Annotated in this window: 17 protein-coding genes and 1 pseudogene; 5 read left to right on the top strand and 13 right to left on the bottom strand. The window is 60.7% G+C overall.

Annotated features, from left to right (window positions below):
• Positions 1–216: 216 nt before the first annotated feature.
• The 3 genes from HT585_RS13870 to HT585_RS13880 all read right to left on the bottom strand — a co-directional run bounded on the left by HT585_RS13870 (position 217) and on the right by HT585_RS13880 (position 4,195).
• Positions 217–753: an NUDIX hydrolase gene (locus HT585_RS13870; RefSeq protein WP_176353494.1), complete on the bottom strand. Its 537-nt coding sequence runs from the start codon at positions 751–753 to the stop codon at positions 217–219.
• Positions 754–1,507: 754 nt separating this feature from the next.
• On the bottom strand, positions 1,508–3,118 hold the full coding sequence (locus HT585_RS13875; protein WP_176353495.1) for an MBL fold metallo-hydrolase: 1,611 nt from the start codon (positions 3,116–3,118) through the stop codon (positions 1,508–1,510).
• A gap of 81 nt (positions 3,119–3,199) precedes the next feature.
• A complete protein-coding gene (locus HT585_RS13880; RefSeq protein ID WP_176353496.1) occupies positions 3,200–4,195 on the bottom strand; it encodes a Rossmann-fold NAD(P)-binding domain-containing protein in 996 nt (331 codons plus the stop codon).
• A gap of 334 nt (positions 4,196–4,529) precedes the next feature.
• Here HT585_RS13880 and HT585_RS13885 point away from each other — a divergent pair, with 334 nt between their 5' ends.
• The 4 genes and pseudogenes from HT585_RS13885 (at position 4,530) to HT585_RS13900 (ending at position 9,677) form a co-directional block, all read left to right on the top strand.
• A complete protein-coding gene (locus tag HT585_RS13885; protein WP_176353497.1) occupies positions 4,530–4,757 on the top strand; it encodes a hypothetical protein in 228 nt (75 codons plus the stop codon).
• Between the two features lie 420 nt (positions 4,758–5,177).
• On the top strand, positions 5,178–6,224 hold the full coding sequence (locus HT585_RS13890) for an alpha/beta hydrolase family protein (RefSeq protein WP_425513757.1): 1,047 nt from the start codon (positions 5,178–5,180) through the stop codon (positions 6,222–6,224).
• Positions 6,225–6,408: 184 nt separating this feature from the next.
• Positions 6,409–6,643: pseudogene (locus HT585_RS13895) on the top strand (transposase); the annotation flags it as partial.
• A gap of 307 nt (positions 6,644–6,950) precedes the next feature.
• Positions 6,951–9,677, top strand: a complete 2,727-nt coding sequence (locus HT585_RS13900) for a cation-translocating P-type ATPase (protein ID WP_176353499.1) — start codon at positions 6,951–6,953, stop codon at positions 9,675–9,677.
• A gap of 193 nt (positions 9,678–9,870) precedes the next feature.
• On the opposite strand, the gene HT585_RS13905 is transcribed toward HT585_RS13900, so the two are convergent.
• The 10 genes from HT585_RS13905 to HT585_RS13950 all read right to left on the bottom strand — a co-directional run bounded on the left by HT585_RS13905 (position 9,871) and on the right by HT585_RS13950 (position 21,367).
• The gene (locus HT585_RS13905; protein WP_176353500.1) at positions 9,871–10,830 is read right to left on the bottom strand and encodes an XdhC family protein; all 960 of its coding nucleotides are present in this window, start codon (positions 10,828–10,830) and stop codon (positions 9,871–9,873) included.
• A 1-nt stretch (position 10,831) separates the two neighbouring features.
• Positions 10,832–11,413 carry a UbiX family flavin prenyltransferase gene (locus tag HT585_RS13910; protein ID WP_176353501.1) on the bottom strand — a complete coding sequence of 194 codons (582 nt, stop codon included), beginning with the start codon at positions 11,411–11,413 and terminating at the stop codon, positions 10,832–10,834.
• Positions 11,414–11,417: 4 nt separating this feature from the next.
• Positions 11,418–12,791 (bottom strand): UbiD family decarboxylase, encoded by a 1,374-nt coding sequence (locus HT585_RS13915; RefSeq protein WP_176353502.1) that lies wholly within the window; start codon positions 12,789–12,791, stop codon positions 11,418–11,420.
• Between the two features lie 60 nt (positions 12,792–12,851).
• A complete protein-coding gene (locus HT585_RS13920; protein WP_176353503.1) occupies positions 12,852–13,796 on the bottom strand; it encodes an amidohydrolase family protein in 945 nt (314 codons plus the stop codon).
• A gap of 18 nt (positions 13,797–13,814) precedes the next feature.
• Positions 13,815–14,738, bottom strand: a complete 924-nt coding sequence (locus HT585_RS13925) for an amidohydrolase family protein (protein WP_176353504.1) — start codon at positions 14,736–14,738, stop codon at positions 13,815–13,817.
• Positions 14,739–15,135: 397 nt separating this feature from the next.
• A complete protein-coding gene (locus tag HT585_RS13930) occupies positions 15,136–16,254 on the bottom strand; it encodes a CobW family GTP-binding protein (RefSeq protein WP_425513758.1) in 1,119 nt (372 codons plus the stop codon).
• 2 nt (positions 16,255–16,256) lie between these two features.
• Positions 16,257–18,563: a xanthine dehydrogenase family protein molybdopterin-binding subunit gene (locus HT585_RS13935; RefSeq protein WP_176353506.1), complete on the bottom strand. Its 2,307-nt coding sequence runs from the start codon at positions 18,561–18,563 to the stop codon at positions 16,257–16,259.
• Positions 18,560–19,042 (bottom strand): (2Fe-2S)-binding protein, encoded by a 483-nt coding sequence (locus HT585_RS13940; RefSeq protein WP_176353507.1) that lies wholly within the window; start codon positions 19,040–19,042, stop codon positions 18,560–18,562. The genes HT585_RS13935 and HT585_RS13940 overlap by 4 nt, the downstream gene beginning before the upstream one ends.
• A complete protein-coding gene (locus HT585_RS13945; RefSeq protein ID WP_176353508.1) occupies positions 19,039–19,902 on the bottom strand; it encodes an FAD binding domain-containing protein in 864 nt (287 codons plus the stop codon). Before HT585_RS13945 ends, HT585_RS13940 begins: the two co-directional genes overlap by 4 nt.
• 73 nt (positions 19,903–19,975) lie before the next feature.
• Entirely contained in the window at positions 19,976–21,367 is a 1,392-nt protein-coding gene (locus HT585_RS13950; RefSeq protein ID WP_176353509.1) for a nucleobase:cation symporter-2 family protein, read from the bottom strand.
• Positions 21,368–21,527: 160 nt separating this feature from the next.
• Here HT585_RS13950 and HT585_RS13955 point away from each other — a divergent pair, with 160 nt between their 5' ends.
• A complete protein-coding gene (locus tag HT585_RS13955) occupies positions 21,528–22,424 on the top strand; it encodes a LysR substrate-binding domain-containing protein (protein ID WP_176353510.1) in 897 nt (298 codons plus the stop codon).
• The last annotated feature ends 208 nt before the right edge of the window (positions 22,425–22,632 follow it).

Genomic DNA, 22,632 nt, shown 5'->3' on the forward strand with positions numbered 1-22,632 from the left:
TTTTCCGACAATAGGCAGCGGGCCCGACGCAAGAACGCATCTGGCGTGACCCGCAAGTTTCAAATTCGGGGTGGGGACGAAATCCTGGCGCCACGCTTGCCATCGCAGTCAGTGGCGCCAGGCGGTCAGCGTTCGGCACTGACAATGCGGAAAGGAAGGATAAGGAGCCGCTGACGAGAGCGGGCGACGAAAACAGTCGAAACCATCGACGCTTCCTTACTCCGCGCGATCTTGCGGTTCGCTGGATAGGCGATCCCACTCCGAGAAATCGACGAACTGCTTGAGACGATCCGGCGTGGCTTCGAGTTCCCTCACAAATTCGGCGAGTTCCGCATCATCAAGTCTGTCCGCCCCCTCGCCGAGGGAAAACCAACGCCGCTGCCTTTGCCCCTTTTCGCGCCAGTGGCTCAACGTTCCGCGCACTTTCATGCCGAACACGGTAACTCGGCAGCGCGCTTCCAAGCCACTGTCCAGCGCCTTCATGTACCGATACTCGGTTATCGGGGTCGGACAAATCTCACCAAAGATGCCGGCCTCCTCGAATGCCTCCCGCGATGCTGCAAGATGGAGAGCGCGGCCCTTCATCGGCCATCCCTTGGGCACGATCCAGCGGCCACGCCTGCGCGACGTGATCAGCAATACCTTCGGCTCGCCGTCGCGCCGAATGCGCCAGGGAAGAACACCGACCTGCTGCAATTCGTCCGTGACGTTGACTTCGGAGACGTGACCGTCAATTTTCGCCGCTGCATTCATAGCCGCGTTCCTTTGCCAACCACTCGTTGTCCTGAATGACCGCGCAACAATCCGGAACGAAGAGAAGCGGCGGCGATGTGGATTGGCGTTTTGCACAATGGCGAACGGCTGGTCGCGCACGGCAGGCGGCGGTCATAGGTGACGCAGATCGTCCCGGATCTCAAGACAAGCATTGGCACACTCCATCGATGCGTCGCATATGCGACGCGAAATGAACCGCACTGTTCAATAGTGGGCTCCCGGAGCGGCGAGATCTGTGGCGGCGTTACAGGTTCAAGGCTGCCAGCTCCGGGTCAGGGAGCGCGCTTGATCGCAGAGCCTCGAAATTTTTACGAACGTTTCCATGCACATGCTATCGATTTGACTATCGAATGCGGCAATTTCAAGAAGGGCGCTTCTTTCATTGACATTGACGGTTCTGTCGCGGGCTCGATACTGGGAAGAGCGTCGGATGTGGTGTCAAGCATTGAGAGAAGGCCTCGCTCATCCTCCGACGCTGGGTCGCGAAGCGGTGAGCACGAATTCCTCGCTTCGCCGCCTTTGCGTTCAGAACGAAGGCTGCCATTCACCACCCTCCGAAACCAACCGCATCCGGTCAGCTAAAGTATCGCGAAATGCCTATTCGAGCTTTGGTGTCGCTTGATCGGTCTTCTATCTGCGCCGACGCTTAGTTGTTGTGCACGCGCTCGCTCGAATGAGCCGGCTCCCTATTGACTGGACCATCCCCCCTGCACAACACACGTGCACATAACATTTATACCCCCGCATCGTCATCTGGCGCCTCAAGGGCCCGCCTCATCTGACGCAACACGGTTCTTCGCGCCTTGTCGCCGGCCGCGCGATCAAGCTGATCCCGCAGGTCGAGCACGAGGGATTGGAAGTCGTTGTGCCAATCTCTGCGGCCAGCCTTTGTAGGATCGATCCTGGGCGGCAACAGCGCCGGTTTGATCTCGAGCGCTCCCTGCTGCCCCAATACGAAACCTGAATCCAGGTATGGCTGGACGATTTGCTCCTCCGGCAAGAAAGTTGCCAGGCGCTGCCGGAGGCCGAAAAGCCCGACTTCCTCGCCGTGGACCAGAAAGACGTTTCGCTTTATCGGCAGGCGCGCCCGCACCCATTCGGCCAACTCCCGACCATCGGCATGTCCGCTGCAGATGTCCAGCGTACGGATACGGGCACGTACACTGATTTCCTCTCCCTGGATGCGGACGACGGACGCTCCATCCTCTAAAATACGACCAAGAGTTCCCGCTGCCTGGTATCCAACCAGAAGGACAGTACCCTCTTCGCGCCAAAGCCAGTTCTTCAACCGATGACGTATCCGCCCCGCTTCGCACATCCCGCTCGCAGCGATCACAATGTGGAACCCCTTGATGAAGTCGATCGCCTTCGACTGTTCGACTGTCTCGGTGAAGCGAACATTTTTCGCCCGCATCGCCTTTGACAACAGATCGCCGTTCTCCAGCTCTACGGCATGCCTTGAAAAGACCTCGCTCGCGCGTGTCGCCAACGGTGAGTCGATGAGGATCGGACAGGTTTCGACCGCCCCAGCGTGCATCAGAACCATCAGGTCCGTCAGAAGCTCTTGCGTCCTTTCTACCGCAAACGACGGGATGATGAGCGCTCCTTCTGGATGCGTCGCGGCGCGCACCTCATCGCGTAGTTGTTGGCGGCGCCCCTCATCCGAGATTTCAGTCCGATCAACGGCGCCGTAGGTGCTTTCGCAAATCACATAGTCCAAATTGCTGGGAGCCTCGGCCTCAAACTGCAGCAACTTATGGCGGGGGCCAATATCGCCGGAAAACAGCAGGCGTAGTGGAGACGAACCCGTTTCGATCTCCATCTCGACAGATGCCGATCCCAACAGGTGACCGGCATCCCAAAGCCGAAAACGGATACCCTCTGCGGCTCGTTGCCACACGCCCAACTCCACCTGCCGAAACAAGGTTATCGCCCTGGCAGCGTCGCCAGCGGTATAGATGGGAGTGACGGTCCGTTTGCCCCTGCGTTGGTTGCGACGGTTCAGATGTTCGACCTCACTCTCTTGAATATGAGCCGCATCCGGAAGCATCACGGAGCAAAGATCGATCGTCGCGGGCGTTGCGAAGATTGGGCCGTCGTAACCCATGCTCGAGAGCTTGGGCAGCAGGCCGGAATGATCTATATGCGCATGCGTCAAAATGACGGCGTCGATGGTTTCGGGCTCGAAGGGGAAGCGACGATAGTTCAACTCCTTTTCGGTCTTCGAACCCTGAAACAGGCCACAGTCGACGAGAATTCTTGCTTGAGGCGTCTCGATGAGCTGGCAAGATCCGGTAACCGCGCCGGCGGCACCGTGAAAATGAAGGGTTGGTTCCCTGGGCATGTCGCACGCCTCCAAAAGCTGAGACCGTTTGCGTTTAGGTAGATTGCTTCTTTTTGCCATTGGCTGTTGCGCGACCCTGGGCTACAGCGCCAACGTGGCCACCAGGATCGCCTTCGTCGCGTGCATGCGGTTTTCAGCTTGACCAAAGATAACCGATGACCTTGCTTCCAGGACATTTTGGGATGCTTCTGGCGAGCCGGAAACGTTGAGCTCTGGCCGAGGTTTCTGATTTCCCTCATGAACAAAATCAGGCACGAAATGCATGAACTTAGTATGTGGATTGCCGGAAGCCTCAAGCGTTGCCATCCTGACACCGAAGGGTGTCAGGAGCTTTATATCCTGATCGATGCGTGCCGCGTCCTCGTCATGGGAAAACCAGCGGCTGGCATAAACGAAGTCCGCATCGAGTACGCCAGCTGCGATGTCCTCCATCACGGTGAACCTGCCCCCGTTCTTCCAAGCCTCGGCTTTCACGCGATCGACAAATGGCTGATCCGGCCACAATTCCTTCGGCGACACCAGACGGAAATCCATGCCAATCTTGGCGGCGCCAGTAGCCAACGATCGAGCGCCGCTTGCGCGGCCGTTTCCGACGACCGACAACGTTACGTCGGAAAGATGCTTGTGTGTGAATTCGCGCATCGTTTGAAAATCAGCGACGACCTGACAGGGATCGCATTCCTGCGACAGAGCATTATAGACAGGTATGCCCGCCTGTTCGGCGACACAAGCAACGACGCTGTGCGCAAGCCCGCAGCATTCGATCGCATCAAATATACGTCCCAGCATTCCAGCTACTATCCTGGTCTCGGAGACGGTGCCGCCCGCATATTGGCTCGGGCCAAGACAGGTGACGTGCGCTCCTTGGTCGTGTGCGGCCACCTCAAATGCCGCGCGAAGGAATGGAAATTCGCGCTCGTAGATGAATGCCAGGCTTTTGTCGTGGAGCTGCTTACTTTCGTTCCCGCTGCGTTTCGCGACTTTCAGGTCGCTCGCCAACTGCAAAAGGAAACGCAAATCGTTTGAGGAGAGCGCATCCACCGAAAGCACGTTCCGGCCATGGAGATTGATCGACATAGCGCCCTTCCCACCCTTCAGATGCGGTCGCCCCCTATGGCAACCCTGACGGCCAGTGAGCCTCGACTAGATCATAGACGGAAGCGGACAGCGTTGATCCCAGTCAACAACCGAGGGTGCTCGGCATCATTTTGCCGGCGTTGATCGGGGTAAATGATCGTTCGAGTGGTTTGGCCAATGCTCTATCGGCACATGAGGATCGCATGTGTGTCGGTGGTTCTGAGCGCGACCGCTCCGCATCGAACATGCGGAGGCCATACCTTAGCACCGCGGCACGTTTGTTTGACGATGTGCCGCGGCCGATGGCTGCTAAGCCACGGAGTTGGAAATGGCGATGGCGTATCTCGTTGGACGTATCAAGCGTAACCAGGTCGATCGTGCGTATCGTCTGATCGAAGCCGTCGACTCTCCGGTCGATCCGGAGCAGTGGCGAAGCTTTTGCATCCGCCAACTCAATCGTCGCTTCATGTCCTCCTCACCACGTGACGTGATCACCGTCGAAAACTCCCTTGGCTACATCCAAGGCGTCAGTATCGCCTATCCGGGAAACGACGCGGGTTAGGGCATACCCTCGACGTGCCCGTCTTCGTGGTCGCGACCGTGTCAGACACTGCCGGGGTTTCCAGCGCTCTGATGGGTTCCTTGATGGCGATGGCGCGCGCCGACAGCTGCAGATACATTATTGGGGAAAGCATCGATCCGAGCGTGGGGACAGACAAAGGTCCTAATCCCAGGAACGGTGTTGTGATACCGGTTGCCCTGTGACTATAGCCGCTCCGGGGGGACGCCGAAAACAAAGCTCCGTCACGGACTTGATCAGCGACGATGCGCAGGATCCTTCTCAATCTTGCGTCGCAATCGCGCCGAAACGACCTGAATCGCGATCTCGAACGTCCAGGATCGCGTTCAAGGACGCGCCGCTCTTTGTGTTTCGGCAAGTTCCGGCCTGACTTCACGGCCATAGGGAACTTCAATGAAACTGATGTTAAAGATTGCCACTATGTTTTGCTGCCTCTCGCCAATGATGGTGCACCACTCTGCCGCTGCCAGCGAATTTGTCGGCGTGCAGCAGATCGCGGCTCCCTCCAAAGAACGTGGCAGCGATCTGGCTGTGACGATCTGGTATCCGGCGGAGGCGGGCGGCAAAGTCGTCACACTTGGCGAGAGCGCATTTTTTGTGGGGACGGACGCCATGCTCGAAGCCCCGATCACGCGCGGAAAATATCCGCTGATCCTGTTATCCCATGGCGCTGGCCTCGGAGGAACTCCGCAAGCCATGAGCTGGATTGCAACGTCATTGGCGAAGCAGGGGTTCATCGTGGCCGCCCCTACTCATCCTGGCAACACGGGAACAAACAGATCAGCAGCAGAAACGATGAAGCTTTGGCTGAGGCCTGCCGATATTGGCGCGACCTTGGATATGGTGGAAAAACAGCCGCTTTTCGAAAACCACCTTGAACCCGAGCGGGTCGGCGCACTTGGGCTTTCGATGGGCGGCAGCACTGTCCTGACGCTCGCCGGCGCCCGTATCGACCCAATCCGTCTGGCAAGCTATTGTGACACCGATGTCCTCAATCCCTCGCTTTGCGGATGGGTTAGACAAAGTGGCGTCGATCTTCACGCCATGGATATGAAGCTGGCTGGTCGAAACAACAAAGACAAAAGAATCCAGTTTGTTATGGCGATTGATCCTGCGCCGGTGGATGTGTTTCAGGTCAGCACATTTTCGGAGGCTTCTATTCCGGTCGATATTGTAAACCTTGGACGGCCAGGAAAGATCCCCCGGACCGCGCTCGCTTCGGAAATTGCAAAAGCCATTCCGGAGGGCAAGTATTCCACCATCGAGGATGCGAGCCATTACAGCATGTTTGGCGAGTGCAAGCCCAACGCGGCCGAAATCGCTGAGACCAAACAACTTGGCGATCCCATCTGCTCTGACGGTGGCGGACAGTCCCGCCTCGAAATTCATGAGCAGTTGATCAAATTGGTAACTGAGGCTTTTGCTCGAGAGTTGAAAACGAAACGATAGGCGCCCTGTTCTCTCGGGACCACTGATTTTTCCGAACTACAGCGCGCCGCCTCATCTTCCGGCGCGTTGTTTTGCTCCGCCGGCACACGGGGTTGACCTGCCACGGTTAATTTCCTCCAGATTGGAATAGTCCGGCTTGATTAGGGACGGACGAATGAAGAAGCAGGGATTTACGGAAGCGTAGATTATTGCGTTGTTGAAGAAGCAGGAGGCCAGTGCGAAGGTGGTCAACCTTCGCCGCAAGCGCGGAATTTCAAAAGCGACGTTTTATAGTTGGAAAGCCAAATACGGGCGGCATGGAGGTCTCCGAGGCGAAGCGTCAGAAGGCGCTAGAAGAGGAGAACGCGAGGCTGAAGAAGCTGCTGGCCGAACAGATGCTGGATGCAGTCGCACTTCGTGCGCTTCTTGCAAAAAATGTGTCGTGCGCCCCGTCCGTGCAGGGTTCGCGACATCGCAATGACGATTCCAGTTGCATAAAAATATCCGGCCTTGCGAGAGGACTGCAGTTGCAGCCAGGCCATGATGAGATCCGCACCCGCCGTTCCCAAATATGGATGGATCGGGCACAAAGCCCGCCGTTCCATTTCAAGGCCATCAGTTAGCGCGTAGCATTTCATTGACGGGCATCAAGGTCGCTGGCTTCCAAGACAAGTTACTCTAGCGCTACGGATTTCAGTCGGTCGCGAGGTCCTTGTTCAAAAAGTGGAGTTGAGTGTGGAACCCGAAATGACCAGGGCGGAGACTTTGCCGCACCGTTCGCACGCCCTTTCGGTAGCGGCCGTTGCGGATCATTTTGGTGTGGACCTGGCAGTTGGACTAACCCAGAAAGAGGTTGCACGGCGGCTTGACCGTTTCGGGCCCAACAAACTAGCCGCGCGCAGGCCAGTCACCGAGATAGACCTGATCCTGCGGCAGTTCGCCAGCTCCATTGTGGCGTTACTGATGGCGGCATTGGTCCTCTCGCTCATTTATGCAGAATGGAAACAGGCGGCGGCGATCGCCGCCGTGCTCGTGATCAATGCAGCCATAGGCTATTACACGGAGCGGCAAGCTGTGCGCTCAATGGAGGCGCTGCGGCAAATGGCGGCGCGCAACGCACGGGTGCGGAGGGACGGCCAGCCTCGCCAGATTTCTGCCGACCAGCTCGTGCCCGGTGACGTCGTGGTCATCGACGCGGGCGACGTCGTGCCGGCCGACATGCGGTGCGCAAGCAGTGCCGCATTGAGCGTGGACGAGTCTGCACTGACTGGCGAATCCCTCCCGGTCGACAAAGGTGTCGAGGCCAATTCCGAATTCGCCGCGCTTACCGAACGCAGCGCCATGCTGTTCAAAGGCACGCACGTCGTGCGGGGTAGCGGCGAGGCTATCGTCACCGGCACGGGAATTGCCACCGAGATCGGGCGTATCGCTGAACTCGTTGAGGAGGCCGAGAGCGGCGATTCACCACTGGAGCGGCAACTCGCACTCCTTTCCCGTCAGCTCATCTGGCTCACGCTAGCGCTCGCCGCCGTCGTCGCAGCTGCCGGCATCTATTCCGGGAGGCCGATCTTCCTGATGGCGGAGACTTCGATCGCGCTCGCCGTAGCGGCAATCCCGGAAGGTCTCCCGATCGTCGCCACGCTGGCGCTCGCCCGCGGCATGATGCGCATGGCCGGTCGCAATGCGCTTGTGGAGAACCTGGCGGCGGTGGAGACGCTCGGCTCCACAACACTAATCCTCACCGACAAGACCGGCACCATCACCGAGAACCGTATGGAGGTGGAGCGCGTTATCACCCCGTCCGGCGAGTTCTCCATCGACCATTTGCGCGCTGTGATCCTGAAAGGCGGCCACCTGGTCGACCCCGCCACTGATCCAGCGCTGATGCGGGCGCTGCTCGTCGGTGTACTCTGCTCAAACGCCGAATATGACCACCATGCGGATTTCGGCACAGGTGACCCGATGGAAGTGGCGCTCTTGCGTGCTGGCGGCTTTGCGGGACTCCGCCGCCGCGAGCAGATCGACACCTATCCGGAAGTAGCCAAGCATCCTTTCGATACGGCGACCAAGCGGATGGCCACTGTGCACCGCCACGGCGAAGGCCACTTCGCCGCCGTCAAAGGTGCACCGGAAGAAGTGTTGGCGTCGGCCGATCGGATCGGCGTTGAGGCGACCTCGCTGGACGACACCGCACGAGCAGCATGGCTCGTCCGTGCCGAACGCCTGGCGGCGGATGGCTTGCGTGTGCTCGCGGTCGCCATCCACCCGACAGCGGAGCCGCAGGAACCGGTTGCCCATAGCCTCACCTTTCTTGGCCTCGTCGCATTCCGCGATCCCCCAAGGCACGATATCGCCGATGCTGTCGCGGCAATGCGCGGCGCCGGCATCCGCGTCGTGATGGCAACCGGCGATCATCCGAGCACGGCTCTCAGCATCGCCCGGGCCGTGGGCATGACGGACCCAGATGCTACGGTGACGACCGGGGCAGAACTGTCGCGCCTCGGGGAAGCGGCGGAAACCGAGTGTAAGAAGATCGCTCGTCGTGATGTCTTTGCCCGCATGACTCCAGAGCAGAAGCTCAACCTGATCGCCCTTTTCCAGCGCGAGGGGGAGGTGGTTGCCATGATCGGCGACGGTGTCAACGATGCGCCGGCGCTGACTAAGGCCAATATCGGCATTGCCATGGGCCGGCGCGGCACCGACGTGGCGCGCGAGGCGGCCGACATGGTGCTGCTCGATGATGAATTCTCCACCATTGTGCACGCAGTGCGCGAGGGGCGGATCATCTTCGACAACATCCGTCGATTCTCGACCTATCTACTCTGCTGCAATCTCGCCGAGGTGCTGGTGGTAGGCCTTGCCGTCTTTGCCGGCCTTCCGCTGCCACTGACGCCGTTGCAGATTCTCTTCCTCAATCTCGTGACAGATGTCTTCCCTGCCTTCGCACTCGCAACTGGTGAGGGGGAGGGAGATGTGCTGGCCCGTCGGCCCCGACCGCCGAAGGAACCGATGCTTTCAGCCGAACAGTGGCGCGCAGTGGTGAGCTTCGGCTTGACCATCGCGGCAAGCACGCTGATCGCGCTCGTAGTCGCTAACGGCTGGCTCGAGCTTGGAGCGCAGCAGGTGACGACGATCTCCTTTCTCACCATTGCGCTTGCACAGCTGTGGCAAGTTTTCAACATGCGCAGCCGCGGCAGTGGACTATGGAGGAACGCTGTAATGAAAAATCGCCTCGTCTGGTATGCGCTCGCGCTGTGTCTCGGGCTGATCTTGGCAGCGGTTACAGTGCCGGTCTCGGCTGAAGCGCTTCAAATTGTGCCGGTTGGGCTCGCCGGATGGGCCCTGGCGCTCGGGTGCAGCTTGCTGCCGCTACTTGGGGGGCAGGCATGGCTGGTAGTGGGCGCGGCGTCCGGACGCCCGCGAATGTCAGCCCGGGCGGCAAGGCCAGGAGCGAGCGGTAAGGAAGCGCTTTAGCCATCTTGCCCCTGGGTTTAGCCGCCAGAGCTGAGAGTTCCTCTCGATACATTATTCGACCCCAGCACCAGCGAACCGATCGATGTCGAGGAAATAGGCCGGACCACCCACCATGCTCGGGTGCGAGCGCCACGGGAAGACGACGCTCGTGTCAGCGAGTGTGGCCGAGATGAGTTGTGTCGCGCCGGTGGACTCAGCGGTGAGAATTTGGATTGAAGGCCGCTTCTAGCCGCGTCCGCGCATGCGCGATATCTGCTACAATAGAGATGGCGAGTGCACGTGCATCCCTTGCTTTGTCAAATATACCTATCGGCGCCTTGATGCGGGCAAGCACACTCTCCACTTGCCCGCACGCAAGTAGGGCCTCGCAACGCTTGGCATGCGTGCGGCGGCTCCCGAGGGCGCCGACGTAGAAAGCGTCTGACGCGAGCGCCGTGGTGAGCACCGCTAACTCACGGTCAACATCGTGAAATAGAAGAGCGACGGCCGTGTCAGCGTCGAGTTCGCCTGGCGACGGTACCTGTCCACGCTCGAGCGCCACTGTCTCGTAGCCGGCCGCGATGGCAACGCTTGCAACCGCTCCGACCTCCAACGGCGTGCCGGCAACGACGATCCGTGGCTTCGCCCGATAGGCCCGTACGAACCACTCTCCTTCCCAGCCGCTTGCTCCTTCGCCCATCCGCAGGCAGAGGGCGCGCTTACCCGGACGATAACGCAGACACACCGGCATGCGGCGATCAAGAGCGGCCAGTGCCTTGCGTAAGACTGCGACGTCCGCCAATACATGAATCGCAAGCGTAATGCCGCCGCCACAGGGCAGAACAATATCAATAAAGGGCGATCCTTCACCAAGACGAAGCTGGCGATCCATGCCCTTCTTAAGGGCAATCATCGCGTCAGCGGCGACGGCAGCTTCCGTGCAGCCACCCGAAACGAAGCCACAATAAAGACCGTCATCGCGCACGACCATTTGCGCGCCGAGACGGCGCGCGGCCCCGCCTCGGATTTCGACGAGCGTGACGAGGGCGGCGCCGCGCCCCTCTTCGAGCGATTGAACGGCGTAGGCAAGGATATCAATCGCATCGTCCGAGAGGAAGGCGACGCGGGGTTCTGGTGCAAGCGTCTCCGGATCGGCGGCTATGCAGGCAGTCATGTCATTCCACTCCCTGTGTTCCCGGCCAGCGGCGCACGATGCCCGGGTCGAGGTCGAAGAGATCGAGCACCCGACCGACGGTGTGGTCGACCATGTCTTCGATACTCTGGGGTTTCGCGTAGAACGCCGGCACGGGTGGATAGATGATACCGCCCATTTCGGTCACCTGTGCCATATTGCGGATATGGCCGAGATGAAGCGGCGTCTCTCGCAGCATCAGCACAAGGCGACGCCGCTCCTTCAGCACCACGTCGGCTGCGCGAGAAATGAGGTTGTCCGTCGTGCCCGTGGCGATCTCGGCAAGCGTCTTCACCGAACAGGGCGCAACGATCATGCCGAGGGTCCTGTAGGAGCCGGAGGAACAGACCGCGCCGATATCCTTGTTGGAATGGGTGGTCGTCGCCAGGGCTTCGAGGTCCTGCCTGGTAAAGATCGCCTCGGCCGCAAGCGTAATGCATGCGGCGCGCGACATGATCAGGTGCGTCTCGATCTCGAGATCGCGCAGCAGTTCGAGGATACGCTTGCCGTAGACCACGCCAGAGGCGCCCGAAATGCCGACGATCATGCGTCGTGGATGCGTCATCACCCTAACTCGCGCTTCTCAGGAGTGCTGCGGCGCGCGCGCAGGCCTCGTCGCTGATGCGGGCGCGCACGCCGTGGAAATTCGGACCGCGCGTGGCATCCAGACCCATGCGTGAGGTCGTACCGATACCGCTGGCCGAGGGATCGAGCGCGTTGCCCGGCAGGCCCTCGATGATGACGACGTCCTTGTGCGGCTGGAAATGGGTGGCGAGCGCCCAAAGCACTTCGCTGTCGCGGGTGATGTCCACATCCGCATCCACGACGACGACGGTCTTCAGGTACTGGTCCCAGCCGAGAAGGCCGAGCATGACCTGCCGCGCCTCCCCCTCGCGCGTCTGGTTCATGGCGATGTAGGCGTGGAAATGCGTGCCCGACGAGGGGTAGTGTACCGCGGTGATTGAGGGGAAGCGAGCCTTCAGCTTCTCGACCACCTCCGCCTCGCGCGGCACACGGCCAAGGTTTAGGTGCTCGGCGGAATTACCGCCCGCTACACTGACGAGCATGGCATCGCGCCGGCGCATGATCGTTTCGACGGTGAAGAGATTGTTGGTCGAGCGGTCGGAGGAATAGCCGGTGAACTCGCCGAACGGCCCCTCCTCCACATGCGCCTCGGGATCCAGCACGCCTTCGAGCACGATCTCGGCATGGGCGGGAACGCGGATCCCGTGTTTCGGCGTGCGCACGACTTGAAGCGGTTCGCCGAGCAGGCCGCCGGCGACATCGCGTTCGTCTTCACCGAAGGCAAGGCGGGCGGAGGCGGCGATCATGAAGAGCGGATGACCGCCAATCACCATGGCAACCGGCATGGGTTCGCCCCTCTCTTTCGCCATATTCATCAAGCGCCAGAGATGCCCGCGTGAATGCAGCGAAGTCGCAAGCGCATTCTTCGAATGGATCATCGCGCGGTGATAGCTGAGATTGCCGGCACCGGTCTCGGGATGCTCGCCGATGATGACGCCGCTGGTGATGTATTTCGCGCGGTCCGTCTCGAAGTGCTTGAGCATCGGCAGCGTATTGAGGTCGACGGCATCGCCGGAGATGATCTCCTGCGTGATCGCTCCCTCTTCCAGGACCTCTGGCGTGAACGGCCGATTGGCGCGCGCCTGGTAGGCCTCGTGTAGCCTGTCGGCGGTCGACCCAAGAAGCCGCCCGATGCGGTCGCGCGAGGCAAAAATGTTGCAAAGGACCTCGCTGCCGATGCCGCTTACGTTCTTGAGGTGCAGCATGGGGTGCTGCCCCCTATCGGCCAGGTTCCAGATCAGCGCCGTCGCATCCTGGTCGTCCAGGACCGGCTGGTCGATGGTGATCACGTCCTCGGGGTGTTCTTCCCGATAGTCGGCCAGGAAGCGACGAACGTCTTGCTTGTGGTACTCGGTCATATCTTGGCCTCGGCGCGGCGGTTGGGTGAAGGCGCCCCCGGAAGGGCGCCGACGACTTGTTCAGGCAAATTCCTTGTGCTTCCCCGTGGCGCGGTCGACGCCGGCGTAGGAATCCTTCAGGCGCGCCTGAGCGTCCCTTAGGTCACGGGGCGGCGGCGACGGATCGATGCCGACGAGCTTGGCGATGTTGTTGCCGAGGTAACCTTCGAGATCGTCTTCGGACAGGTTGATGCCGTGCGGCGGGTCCTTGCAGAGCACTTCGAGTTCACGCAGCCACATGCCCGGATCATTCGGCGGGCTGTCCGTGCCGAAAACGATCTTGTTCTTCGGCAGCTGCTGGGCGAATTCCACGATGCGCGACTGGAAGCACCAGCCGGATTCGCAGTAGACGTTCGGGGTGTCCATCGCCATCCAGAAGGATTCGAACGAGTAGTTGCCGCCCGTCTGGATGCCGAAGTGACCGATGATGAAGTTGACCATCGGAAACTCGCGAATGATCGGATAGAACATCGTCGGGATGGTGTACGGGCCGTCTCCCGTGTGGATGAGAACCACCACGCCGAGTTCTGCGCATTTCTTCATTGCCGGACGCAGCCAGTCGAGCGCCCGGTCGGGACGGTAGCCGTGCATGTTGGCGTGCAGCTTCAACATCTTGAAGCCGTATTCCTTGACGTGGAATTCCAGCTCGGCCGCGCCGTTTTCGGGTCCCCAGCGCGGGTTGTAGTTGAAGTTGCCGATAAAGCGGTCCGGGTATTTCTGGCAAAGCTCCGCGCAATAGGCCATGTAGTCGCGAATGCCCTCGCGGCCCTTGCGGTTGCCGTCGCGGTAACCGGTATTGCCCGGCGGCGGCTGGATAAAGCCCATGTCGATCCGGCGCGGCTTGCCGTTGATCATGTAGGGACCGTCCATCAGCTTGAGCATGCGCTCGCCCGTGAAGGGCTCGCCGGTATGGCGCCACGCCTCGTCAACGAGGTTGGTCGGGTGAAGGTGGGTATCGATGATCATTGTTCACTCCGTTCAATTTTACGCGGCAAGTGCTACGCCGTGCTGGCGCAGATACGCCTCGGCTTCCTCGACAGTGGCCGGTGGCTTCGTGGCTTCCAGGCCGATCATCCGGGCGACGTTGTTGCCCAGATAATCTTCGAGCGTATCCTCATCGAGGTTGAGGCCCTGCGGCGGCTCGTGGCAAAGGACTTCCAGAAGGTTGATCCACATGCCCGGCTCATTCGGCGGTGTGTCGGAGCCAAAGAGGATCTTGTGCTTGGGGAGCACCTTGGCGAATTCGACGATGCGCGACTGAAGGCACCAGCCGGATTCCACGTAGACACTTGGGGTGTCGAGCGCCATCTGCATAGGCTCGAACACGTACACGCCGCCGGTCTGAACCCCGAAATGCGCCAGGATGAAGTTGACTTCCGGAAACTCGCGAATGATCGGATAGAACTCCGTCGGGATCGAGTACGGACCGTCACCCGTATGCACCTTCACCATCAGGCCGAGATCCGCGCACTTTTTCAGTGCCGGGCGCAGCCAGTCGAGCGCGCGGTCGGGCCGGTAGGCGTGCATGTTCGCCTGCAGCTGCACCATCTTGAAATCGAACTCCTTAGCATAGCGTTCGATTTCTTCGGCGCCGTTCGTTGTGCCGTAGCGCGGGTTGTAGACGAAGCAGCCAAGGAACCGGTCGGGATGCTCGGTCACCATCTTTTCCGTGTAGGCCATGTACTGGCGGATGGCGGCCTTGCCCTCTAGGTCCATGACCTCGTGGGTGTAGATGGTGTTGCCTTGGGGCGGCTGGATAAAAGCCTTGTCGATCCGGCGCGGCTTGCCGTTCACAAAGTACGGGCCATCCATCATCTTGAGCAGTTTGTCGCCGGTGAACGGCGGTCCGTCGTGTCGCCAAGCCAGGTCCACCAGATCGGTGGGATAGCAGCTCAGGTCAATAATCATAGGTTTCTCCTGTCGTAGAGGGTCCGGTCGATGCGGGGCCGCGCGATGAACGCCATGCCGGCCGAAGCCAGGCGTGGATCCGCGAACTCAGGAAATGCCGAAGACGGAGGGAACGGGCCGGCACATAAGCTCCCAAGGCGGGGCAACCGGGCATTCCTCTTGTAGTCAACATCGACATCGCAGCCTCATCTTCCAACAGACGGTGAGCAATTGTCGGTGCTTCTACTCGCCTTCAAGGGAACCACTCCGCGTGATTTCTGTCAACACAAAAATCTAGTTAAGTCATTATTTTTAAATGCTTTTTTACGGGAAGCAGCAGCAACCGCCCGCGCTGGAGGTGCGCGGGCGGCTCAGACAGAAAGGCTTACGCAGGCACCCTCCGGCGGGAGACTCGCTGCTAGGGCACCAGGCATGCACGCAAGTTTCTGTCGATGCTGACACGATCGAGATTGCGGCCGATAAACACGAACTTCGACTTCCGCTTGTCTTCACCCCAGGCGTGGTCCGGCCGGAAATCGACAAGTTTGTGCACGGCCTGGAGCACAAAGAAGCGGTCGTCGCCGGCAACGGAAACGATGCCCTTGGTGCGAAAAATGTCGCCGCCGTGCTCGCCGAGATAGTCCTTCAGGAAAGATGCGAGCTTCTCGCCATCGAAGGCTTCGGGAAAAACGAAGGAGTGGGAATTCACCGTCGCGTCATGCTGGTGCGGCCGCAGGGCGGTTTCATGCGGATGTCCATGGTCGTGGCCATGATGATGGTGCCCATGATCGTCATGCAGATGCTCGCAACAAGGCTCCTTGCAATCGTGATGATGATGATCGTCGTCCATGTCGATGTCGAGGATTTCCGCCCGCTCGCGCACATAGGAGGGCCGGAAGCCTTTGACGCCGAGGATATTGGAGAGATCCACCTTGCCGTAGCTGGAGCGCAGGATGGGCGCCGTCTGGTTAAGCCTGCGCAGCGAGGTTTCCAGCGAGCCGAGGGCTTCCTCCTCGGCAAGGTCTATCTTGTTCACGAGGATTCGGTCCGCCGCGACGATCTGGTTGACCGCCTGGTTGTCGCTGCCGTCGAGAACCGGATCGTACAGGTGCTGGTCGATATGCATCGCGTCTACCAGCGTCACGACGGCGTCCAGCTCCACCTCGTCGGCCACGCTGCGGTCTACGAAGAAGGCGGTGGCGACCGGGGTGGGGTCGGCAAGGCCCGACGTTTCGACGATGATGTGGTCGAACTTGTCCTTGTGGCTCAGGAGCTTCTTCATCACGTCGATCAGGTCGTTGCGCACGTCGACGAAGCAGCAGATGCAGCCGTTCTGCATCTGGAAGATTTCCTCGTCGGAAGCGAGTACCAGATCGCTATCGACGTCGACCTCACCGTATTCGTTCTCGATCACCGCGATGCGATGGCCATGACGCTCGGTAAGAATGTAGTTGAGCAGCGTCGTCTTTCCCGACCCCAGGAACCCGGTAAGGATCGTGATCGGGAGTTTCTGCTGGCTCGCTGGCTCGATATGCATGTTCATGCGCCCTTCTCCCTCAATGCTTTGAGAACGTCTTCCGGAGTAATCGGATAGTGGTGGAAGCGAATGCCGATCGCGTCGTGAATGGCGTTGGCGATGGATGGCCCGATCGCGATGATCGGGTCCTCGCCCACCCCCTTGGCGCCCCAGGGGCCGCCCGGATCGGGCGCAGCCTCAAGGATGATCGTCTCGATGTCGGGCATGTCCATGGACAGCGGCATCTTGTAGTCGACGAGGCCGGCGTTAAGTGATCGACCGGTCTTCTTGTCGATCACGTAATCCTCGGTCAGCGTATGGCCGATGCCCTGCTGAATGCCGCCTTCGATCTGCCCTTGTGCGGCGATCGGGTGGATGACCCGGCCGACATCGTGCACCGGCACGACGCGCTTGACCTCGACGATGCCCGTTTCGATATCGACGTCGACCTCGGTGAAGTGCGCGGCGAAGGAATAGGACTTCGTCGGCTCGTAGGTGCCGTTTGCGACGATGTTGGCGGCTGGAATGCCGCGCGAGGGCCCCATGGCTTCCGACACCGTCATGGCGCGGTCGGGCTCGGCGATGACGAAGACCTTGCCTTCGGAAAGATCCACCTCGGCGGGTGAGACCTGGAGCTTCATCGCCGCCCGTTCGAGCACGGCGGCGCGGACCTTGCCCGCGGCCATCTTGGCGGCCGTGCCGACCAGGTACGTCGTGTGGCTGGCGAAGGCGCCGATATCCCACGGAACCACGTCAGTATCGCCATGGATGACGCCGACATCCTCGAAGCGAACGCCGAGTTCTTCCGCAACGATCTGGGCTAGGGCTGTGTGTGCGCCAGTGCCGAGGCCGGCCGCACCGGTTAGCAGTGTCACCGTGCCGTCCTCGTTGATCTTCACGGTGGCGTTGCCCTGTTCCTTGATGCCCGGATAGGCTGACGAGCCGTGCATTTCGCAGCCGATGCCCCATCCTTTGCGGATGTGCGGGCGCTTGGGATCCGGCGTTCGGTCACGGCCCCTCAGCGTCTTCCAGTCCAGTACGTCGATGCCGTGCTTGAGGCAGATTTCAAGCCCATGACCGATAATCGGATGGCCGGAGGGTGCGATGTCGCCCGCACGCACGACGTTCTTTAGCTTCAACTCCGCCGGATCCATGCCGAGCCGTTCGGCCGCTTCGTCCATCTGGATGTCGAGCGCATAGTAGCTTTGCACAACGCCATAGCCGCGAAAGGCCCCGTTGATCGGGGTGTTGGTGTAGACGCAGCGGCCTTCCAGCCGCACATTCTCGCAGCGATAGAGCGAGGTGGCGGCAGTGGTGCCGACGATCGTCACGCCGGGACCGTGCGAACCGTATGCCCCGGAATCATAGACCAGCTTCATGTCGCGGGCGACGAGTGTGCCGTCATTCTTGAAACCCTGTTTCAGCCAGATCCTGCAGGGATGGCGGGAGCGACCAGCCACGAATGTCTCGTGGCGCGTGAACTCCATCTTGACGGGCCGGCGGGTTTCCTTCGCCAGAAGCGCACAGAGAAACTCGTGCTGGAAAAGGTCTTGCTTGGCTCCGAAACCGCCGCCCATGTGATCTACGAGCACCCGCACCTTGGTGAGTGGCAGGCCGAGCACTTCGGCGAGGATGCCGCGAACCATGAAGGAGGTCTGGGTCGAGGTCCAGAAGGTCAGCTTGTTGGAGCCGTCCCAGTCGGCGATGCAGACATTCGGCTCCATGTAGGCCGGGTGTGGCCGCCCGCCGGCAAACGTGCCCTCGAGAACGAAATCCGCCTCGGCAAAACCGGCTTCAACATCGCCGCGGTTGACGCGCACCGGATCGAGCACCAGGTTGCCACCGGGGCCGACGTCGTGGATCAGCGGCGCGCCTGGCTGCGCGGCGTCCTCCGGTTCGAAGACGGCCGGCAGGGCTTCATATTCCACCTCGATCAGGTCGAGGGCCTCGTCGGCGATCTCCTCGCTAATCGCGGCGACCGCGGCAATGCCCTCGCCCCAAAAGCGTACCTTATCGTCGAGGATGTACTGGTCCTTGGTGCAGGACGCCGAGCGCGGATGCGGCGAGCCATAGTGCAGGACGCGCGGCACATTCTCATGGGTCAGCACCGCCTTGACGCCGGGATAGGCGAGCGCCTTGCTGACGTCGATTGCCTTAATGCGGGCATGGGCGATCGCTGCACGCTTGATCTTGCCGTGCAGCATGCCTGGCAGCTTGATGTCGCCGGTATACTGCGCCTCACCCGTCACCTTTTCGAGCACGTCATCGCGGCGAACACTCTTGCCGACGATCTTGAAGTCACGTTTTTCGATAGGGGTCGTCATGTTCATGATCTTGCTGCCTCCATCTCGCGCGCTGCGGATTTGATCGCGTCGAAAATCTTGGTGTAGCCAGTGCAGCGGCAGATATTGCCGGAGAGCCCGAAGCGGATTTCCTCATCGGTGGGCCGCGGATTGTCATCGAGCAGCTTCTTTGCCATCATCAGGATGCCTGGCGTGCAGAAGCCGCATTGTGAGGCCCCGTGCCGCATAAAGGCATCCTGCAGGGGATGAAGCGTATCGACGCCTGGCTGCAGCCCTTCGACCGTCTCGATCGCGCAGCCCTCCGCTTCGACGGCAAGCATCAGGCAGGCGTTGACCGGCTCGCCGTCTACGAGCACGGTGCAAGCACCACAGTCGCCGACGTCGCAGCCCTTCTTGGTGCCGGTGAGACCGACGTCGTCGCGAAGCGCGTCCAACAGCGACCGGCAGGTATCGACCGCCATCTCGCGCGGCTCGCCGTTGATGGTGAGTTCGACGATCCGTTTCATGCGAAGGCCTCCAATGCCTGTTTGATCGCACGGCCGGTGAGCACACCGATCATGTCGCGGCGATAATCTGCGCTGGCGCGCACATTGCTGATTGGCGTGCACTCTTCCATCGCCTTCGCCGAGGCGTCTTTGACTGTTGCAGCGTCGAGCGCCGTGCCGCGCAGCATGCGTTCCGCCTGTTGCGCGCGCAGTACTGTCGCGCCCACTGCGCCAAGCGCGATGCGGATGTCGTTGCATACGCCATCCTCCATGGTCAGGCTGACGGCAACGCCGACCGTAGAGAGTTCCATCGCCTTCCGTCGGCCATGTTTCAGATAGGCCTTGCCGTTGTTTTCGGTAGCAGGCGGCACGGTAATGCCGGTGACGATTTCGCCCCTGGCGAGCACGCTCTTGCCTGGGCCCGTGAAAAATTCCGAAAGCGGGATCACACGCATGTTCGTGCGGCTGTAGATGTGTACGAAAGCGCCGTCGGCAATCAGCGGCGGAATCGTATCGGCCGACGGCGAGGCGCGACAGATATTGCCGACCACGGTGGCGCGGTTGCGCACCTGAATGGAACCCAGCGAAGCGAGCGCGGCCCTAAGGTTTGGATAGCGCGCGCCCACCAACGGCAGACGTTCGAGGCGGCCTACCGTCACCAGCGCGCCGAAGGTAAGGCCCCGCGTCTCGTCATAGGTGATGTCGGAAAGACCAGGGATATGCTTGATGTCAACGACGTTGCGCACACGCCGCAGCCGCTCCCTGATCTCAACCAGAAGGTCCGTACCGCCGGCGAACAAGAAGCTGTCGTCGCCAAGCTCGTTGAGTAGACGAGAGGCATGCTCCAGCGTTTCGGCGCGATGGTATTCAAAGCGTCTCATGAGATTTCCCTTTGTTCGGGGTTCTGGCGGGTCGCCGGCGACGCGACGCCGCTGGACATGTGTCGGTTGTGCTTCAGGCCGCGTCGGGCGCGGGCTCAGCGTGTTTAAGCTCGGATTCCTCCGGCTCCTTTGCGGGAACGCCGTTGAAGAGGATGTTGAGAAGTGCCGCGGCAAAGGTGCCGACGAGAACGCCGCTGTGCAGGAATTTTTCCAACGATTGCGGCAGCTGTTCGAAGATCTTGTCCGCAACCACGGGCACCATGGCGAGGCCGACGCTGACCGCCACAATGTAGAGATTGCGTCGGTTGTTTGTGAAATCCACTTTGCTCAGGATCTTGACGCCGGTAGCCGAGACCATGCCGAACATCACGATGGCCGCACCGCCCACGACATAACTCGGGATGGATGCGCTGATGAAGGCGACCTTCGGCAGCGAGCCGAGCAGGATCAGGATGACGCCGCCCGTCGCCACCACCCAGCGGCTCATGACGCCAGTGATCTGCAACAGCCCGACGTTTTGCGCATAGGTCGTATAGGTGAAGGTGTTGAGGATGCCGCCAATGATGTTACCGACACCATCTGTCCTCAGGCCACGCGCCAGATCCGCCTGGGAAATCTTGCGACCCGTCATGTCGCCGACCGCAAGGATCTGCCCGGTCGATTCGACCATCATCACCGTCATGACGGCACACAGCGAGAAGATCGACCAGAACTCGAAAATTGGCCATCCGAATGCAAGCGGCTGAATGATCCGCAGCCATTCGGCATCCCCCACACCGCTGAAGCTGACCTTGCCGGCGGCTATCGCGATGGCGAAACCAACGCCGATGCCGAGCAGCACGGCCAGATTGGACAGGAAACCCTTGAGATACCGCGTCATGAGCAGGATCGCGACGAGCACGATCGTTGCGACGGCTAGCGCGAAGGGCGCACCGTAGGCCGGGTTGGGGATCATTCCATCCGGACCCTTGATCATCGGTTGGCCGCCGGCCGCCCAGTTCACGCCGACGCGCATCAGGGACAAGCCGATGATCAGCATGACCGTGCCAGTGACAATCGGCGGGAAGAACCGCACCCATCTACCGAAATAGGGAGCGGCCAGCAGCGTGAAGATGCCGGATCCAATCACGGCGCCAATGACCCCGGGCATTCCGAGCTCCGGGTTGGTGCCTGTCGCGATGATCGAGGGAACCGCGGTAAAAGCGATGCCCATCATGATCGGCAGGCGAATGCCGACATTGCCGATGCCAACCGCCTGGATGATGGTCACGAGACCACAACAGAACAGGTCCGCGCTGACCAGCATGGCGATCTGTTCCTTCGGCAGATGCAAGGCGCTGCCGATGATGAGCGGCACGGCAACTGCGCCGGCGTACATGACGAGAACGTGTTGTAGGCCCAGAGCAAAAAGGCTCGGGATCGGATACAACTTTTCGACGGGATCCGTCGTTGCAGAATTGGACATTCGCTTTCCTCCCAGCGAACAGCTTCCGGCGCGGTGGGGCTTCGTGGCCTCGTGATTATGTCACCGCACGCCGTACGAGGAGGATCATGCGGCTGGCCAAATCAGCAAACAATCGGCATAATTATATTTATTCATCTAGTAACTGAATGAATGAGGCGGCATGGACATCACGCTGAAGCAGCTGCGGGCCTTTGTGACGGTGGCCAACCTCGGGCAGTTCACGCTGGCCGCCGACAAGCTCGGCTCATCGCAGTCGGCGGTGAGCACGTTGGTGCGGCAACTGGAAACCAACCTCAATCTCCGCCTCTTCGACCGGCATACCCGTCTCCTGCGCCTCACCCAGGCCGGCGTCGACATCCTGCCGGTCGCGTCTCGCGCCGTGGCGGACATCGAGGGCATGGTGGAAAGCTCGCGTGAGTTGAACGCGCTTCGACGCGGCAAGGTCTCGATTGCTGCCGGCACCGTGCAGGCCGCGCTGCTGCTGCCCCCACTGATCAATGCCTTCAACAAGCTCTATCCCGAAATCACGGTCGCGCTGCACGACGTTGCCGAAAAGGCCGTGCTCGACTATGTCGCCAACGGCACTGCCGACCTCGGCGTCGGCACAGTGCCGGAGGAAGACACCGACCTGCTCGGCACCCGGCTGACGACTGACGAATTCCTGGTGGTACTGCATTGTGAAGATGCTTTGGTGAAACTCCCGGAGCTTCGCTGGACCGACCTTGCTGAGCGCAAGCTGATCGGCCCGCAGCGCGGCAACCCCATTCGCGACCGTCTGGAAAACGAGTTGGCGCGCAACGGCATCGTGCTGCCGCTCGACAAGACGATGCAGGAAGTCGCCCTGCCGTTGACCATCATCGGCATGGTCGAAGCCGGTCTCGGCGTCGCGATCATGACCTCGGCGGTCGTGCGGCTGGCGACATCGATGGGGCTGATCGTGCGCACGCCGACCGAACCACTCATCCGGCGCGAGGTTAGCCTCATCCAGAAACAAGCCCGCTCGCTCTCGCCTGCCGCCCGACGCTTCCGCGACTTCCTTCTGAAGGCGGTGCACTGAGCAAGCCCCTTGGAGCACGCAGCAATTCATCATCCAACGCTGCGAAATTACCGTGGCTGACCGGACAAAATACTCAGCGCTATCTGGCGTCGCTGCCGGACTGTGCACTGCGCGAGCAGGCAGGGCGCAGAACCTTGGGGGTATTTCTGCGCGCGGTGTCCGGCGCACGATTGCGCCCCGGTCAGCCGTCGCTCCCAGCCACACCAGA

The organism is Ensifer oleiphilus (assembly GCF_013371465.1).
In the GTDB taxonomy this organism is placed as follows: Bacteria; Pseudomonadota; Alphaproteobacteria; order Rhizobiales; family Rhizobiaceae; genus Ensifer; species Ensifer oleiphilus.